Origin of the sequence: Marinilabilia sp. (assembly GCF_016278715.1) — a bacterium.
Lineage (GTDB): Bacteria > Bacteroidota > Bacteroidia > Bacteroidales > Marinilabiliaceae > Marinilabilia.
The window spans coordinates 1-4,385 of record NZ_JADQBH010000150.1 but is presented as its reverse complement, the minus strand read 5'-3'; the positions used below and the strand labels follow the sequence as shown (position 1 = coordinate 4,385).

Annotated in this window: 3 protein-coding genes and 1 pseudogene; 3 read left to right on the top strand and 1 reads right to left on the bottom strand. The window is 39.5% G+C overall.

The window, feature by feature from the left end; all coding sequences use genetic code 11:
• A partial coding sequence (locus tag QZZ43_RS09720) for an HAD-IC family P-type ATPase (RefSeq protein ID WP_291858383.1) occupies nt 1–1,335 on the bottom strand: 1,335 nt, incomplete at its 3' end.
• 576 nt (nt 1,336–1,911) lie between these two features.
• On the opposite strand from QZZ43_RS09720, the gene QZZ43_RS09715 reads away from it, so the two are divergent.
• From QZZ43_RS09715 to QZZ43_RS09705, 3 genes and pseudogenes are all read left to right on the top strand, one after another.
• A complete protein-coding gene (locus QZZ43_RS09715) occupies nt 1,912–2,751 on the top strand; it encodes an alpha/beta hydrolase (protein ID WP_291858381.1) in 840 nt (279 codons plus the stop codon).
• 53 nt (nt 2,752–2,804) lie between these two features.
• The gene (locus QZZ43_RS09710; RefSeq protein WP_291858378.1) at nt 2,805–3,698 is read left to right on the top strand and encodes a UbiA family prenyltransferase; all 894 of its coding nucleotides are present in this window, start codon (nt 2,805–2,807) and stop codon (nt 3,696–3,698) included.
• A 172-nt stretch (nt 3,699–3,870) separates the two neighbouring features.
• Nucleotides 3,871–4,385 (top strand): annotated as a pseudogene (locus QZZ43_RS09705) (type III polyketide synthase); the annotation flags it as partial.

Below are 4,385 nucleotides of genomic sequence, written 5' to 3'. Positions count from 1 at the left end.
TTCAACAATGCTTCCGATGGCGCCTTTGGAATAAACCCTAAGCTCCCCGTTTTCTTCAATCAGAGTAGACATTAACTTACGATCGGAATCAAAGGCTGCTTCATCGATGCGCCTGCTGCTTTCTTGCATTGCTTTCCGGTCAAGCCCCAGCTCGTCTCCCATAACAAGCAAAGCTATTTCGGTTGGATCTCCGGTGCCTTCTCCATTGTCATAGCTTGCATCCGAGCAAAGAATCATCGTTTTTGCCAAAAACTTTAATTCTTCAGAATCATGATTTTCCAAATCTGCGCTCACCAATCCGTCCAGCGTGAAGGAGCTGGTAACGGTCATTTTGTTTTGAGTTAAGGTCCCTGTTTTGTCTGAGCAGATAATATTCAGGGAACCCAGCGTTTCAACTGCAGAAAGATTTTTAATGATGGCATTTCTTTTGGAAAGATTAGTTACTCCCACAGCCAGCACAACGGCAACAATAGCTGCCAGTCCTTCGGGAATAGCTGCTACAGCCAGAGAAATGGACATCATAAACATTTCTGTTAAATCCCTTCCCTGAAACAGGGCAATAATGAAAATCGACACACAGATGGCAATTGCAATAATACCAAGTGTTTTGCCTAATTTGTCCAATCGGATTTCCAATGGGGTTTTCGTCTTGACTTCAGTGTTGATGATGGAAGCGATATTACCCATTTCCGTATTCATTCCTGTTCCCACTACCACTCCGTATCCCCTTCCACTGGTAACAATCGTTGACATAAAACCTAAGTTTAAGCGGTCACCCAGAGGCGTTTTCAGGTCAGTTTGAATTAGGGAAGCGTCTTTTTCTGATGGAACGGATTCTCCTGTTAAGGATGATTCATCAACCTGAAGATTAATGGATTCAATCAGACGCATATCGGCAGAGATAATTCTTCCCGCATCAAGGATTAGAATATCCCCGGGAACAAGACTTTCCGAATCAACCTCCTTAACTATGCCGCTTCTGCGAACCAGGGCTTTAGGAAATGCCATTTTCTGAAGGGCTTCAATCGCTTTTCCGGCTTTTACCTCCTGCACAACACCAAGTATGGCATTAATATTTATAACCAAAAGGATTATTATCGAATCAATATACTCACCCATAAATAGGGTTATAACCACTGCTCCCAAAAGGATATAAATGAGCCAGTTTTTAAGCTGTTCAAAAAACATCCTAATGATGCTTTTCTTTTTTTCAGCCTGAAGCTTATTCTTGCCATATTTCTTCAACCTGATTAAGGCTTCCTCGTCAGAAAGACCATAAGCCTGATCAACACTTAATTCATTTAAAACTTCATTTGCAGATTTGGAAAACCACATGGTCTATTTGGGATTAGTTAATTATGCAAAAAGCTCTGGCCCGGTTTCGAAATGAGTTGAGTTTTCATACCGGGAGTGCAGTAAATATACAACGCAATTTTGGCACTTGTCGGAAAAATATATTACAATAAAAAAGTGTGAATAATGTAACTCTTATTCCGAATTGTGTAATGCATTAAAACTAAAAAGTTGTGACCTTGGTTATTGAGAAATTAAAATCACAACTGTCCAGCCAGATGCGGGGCGGGTTGACACACTTATTGTGGAGAACGACCGGATAATCCCGGTCAGGATTACCAATCTTGTGACGGGAAACACACAAAAAAAAAAATTTAAATAATCCCAGAGTCGATGACCTGCTGGATGACATGGGTGAATTGGTAATAAAAATGGGTGGACAGGTAATGGTGCTTCCTAAGGATAAAATGCCTTCCGAAACCGGACTGGCAGCAATATTTCGTTATTAATCAACCATGAGCAGACTTTTTCTGGCGCTATTGACAAATTCATATCAAAACGAGAACTTATGAATTAATCAGATTAGTAAAAAGAACCGGACCTTTAAAAATTATTAAAATGGAAAAAATAAAAGCAGGTCCACCCAGGGCCGAATACATTGAGGTAGAGCCCAATGTCCGTCTTCACGTTACTGATGCCGGCGAAGGCAGACCCATAATTCTGATCCCCGGCTGGCCCCTTAGCGACGAAATGTACGAATATCAATACCCCGACCTTGTAAACAACAATTTTCGTGTAATCGGTATAACCTTACGTGGATTTGGTAAATCGGATAAGCCCTTCAGAAATTGCGATTACGATGTACATGCTGCCGATATCCGGAAGATTCTAAACCAGCTAAAAGTTAAGAATGTCGTTCTGGGCGGTTTCTCCATGGGAGGCGCAATTGCAGTCCGCTTAGCAGCCACTGATAAAGAAGCTGTTATTTCGAAACTTGCTCTGTTTGGGGCCGCCGCACCAATATGGACAAAGCGTGATGATTTTCCTTATAATCTGCCCAAAAGTGATGTGGATAATTTAATTGCCTTGAACTATAAGGACCGGCCGAAACTGTTGGCCAATTTTGGAAAAATATTTTCAGCCACAGAAACTGCACTAAACGATGGTATTGCCAGTTGGTTAAACGGGATTAATATCAGTTCCTCTTCCCATGCAATGGCCCAGGGTTTAATCGCTTTGCGGGATACTGACCTGAGAGCTGACCTTGCTAAGATTAAAATTCCAACAGTAATAATGCATGGTAAAAAGGACAAAATTTGCTCTTTCGACCTGGCTGAACAAATGAAAGCCGGAATCGCCAATTCGCACATTGTTGCTTTCAAAAAAAGCGGTCACAGCTTATTTCTGGAAGAAACCCGGAAATTTAATGCTGAGTTGATAAAATTTGCGAAAGAATAATTGGTCTACTCCCCTCATATACTTAACTGTTTTTTATCTGTTTAACACTAAAAATGAAGAACATAATCATCCTTTCGTGGTTTGACAAAAACACTGTAAAACACTTGCGGTTGCCCTTTTCGTTCTTTTTAATGCCCGTCTTTTTATTTGCTGTTAGTCAATCAGATAGCATCAACTGGGTTTCAACGACACTTGCTTTTGTTATTCTGCATTTGTTGGTTTTTCCATCCAGTAACGGGTATAATAGTTTCCAGGATCGTGATACCGAAAGTATAGGCGGTTTAAAACATCCGCCAAAAGTTTCGCGGAATCTATATCGCGCAACATTGCTAATGGATGTTGTGGCTGTGTTGAGTGGATTTTTGATTTCATTTAGTTTCCCGCTTTACGTTTTCATTTTCATACTGATGTCGCGGGCTTACAGTTACCGTCCTGTAAGATTAAAACAATATGCGGTCATTGGTTTTTTAACGGTATTTATTTTCCAGGGAGCTTTTGTTTTTTTGATGACATCATCAGCAATTTCAACGTTTTCTTTTGCAAACTTCTTTACACTCAATAATATTATATGTATGAGTGTGGCAAGTTTGTTTATTGGCAGTGTTTATCCGCTCACCCAGATTTATCAACACAAGGCCGATAAAAGAGACGGAGTAACAAGCCTGAGTTATAAACTTGGATACAACGGAACCTTCGTTTTTTCAGGGATATTATTTTCGATTGCAACGGTGTTGCTCTATTTTTATTTCAGCCTGAAGCACCAGCAGATTGCTATGGTAGTGTTTATTATAATGATGTTGCCAGTAATTGTTTATTTGTCGGTTTGGTTTGCAAAAGTCCGAAAGAACACGAAAAATGCAAATTTCGAGAAAACAATGACCATGAATCTTCTTACATCAACATGCATGAATCTGTACTTTTTGGTACTGATTTTAAACAATCATTAGTTTCTGTTCATAAAGTCCCGTTTACTGCGCTTAATTATCTCAAAGGCCTGGCAGTCAAGTTTTTAATTAAAAATCAGAAAGTGAACATCATACGGTTTGTCTAACCTCAAATTTCTAAAAATCTAACGGTCTATAGCTTTTAGACAGGCACTAATTAAAACTAGTTTTAGCAATGAGTACAATTATCTCCATAGGAACAGCAGTACCAAAATATAGTGCAAGACAAAGTACTATTCTGGAGTTTATGAAAACTGCATACAACAATGAAACTGCTTCGCGGAAGCTGAATATCTTATTTCACAACAGTGGTATCAAAACCCGTTATTCAGTTGTACCCGATTTTGGTAACAATCCCTCCGAAAACAGTTTTTTTAGTGCAAAACAACCATTGCCGGATGTTACACAAAGAACAACTGCATTCAAAGAAAATGCGGCTTCTCTCGCAATTGCTGCCATGAAAGCAGCCTTTAAAAAAATGAATACCACCATCTCTGATTTTAAAATTACCCATTTAATTACGGTTACCTGTACCGGAATTTATGCTCCGGGTCTGGGTGCTGAATTAATTGAGCAATTAAATTTGCCCAATGATATTTTTCATACCGCAATAAATTTTATGGGCTGCAATGCTGCATTTCCGGCATTAAACCTTGCTGACATGATCACCAAAACTGATGAAAATGCTAA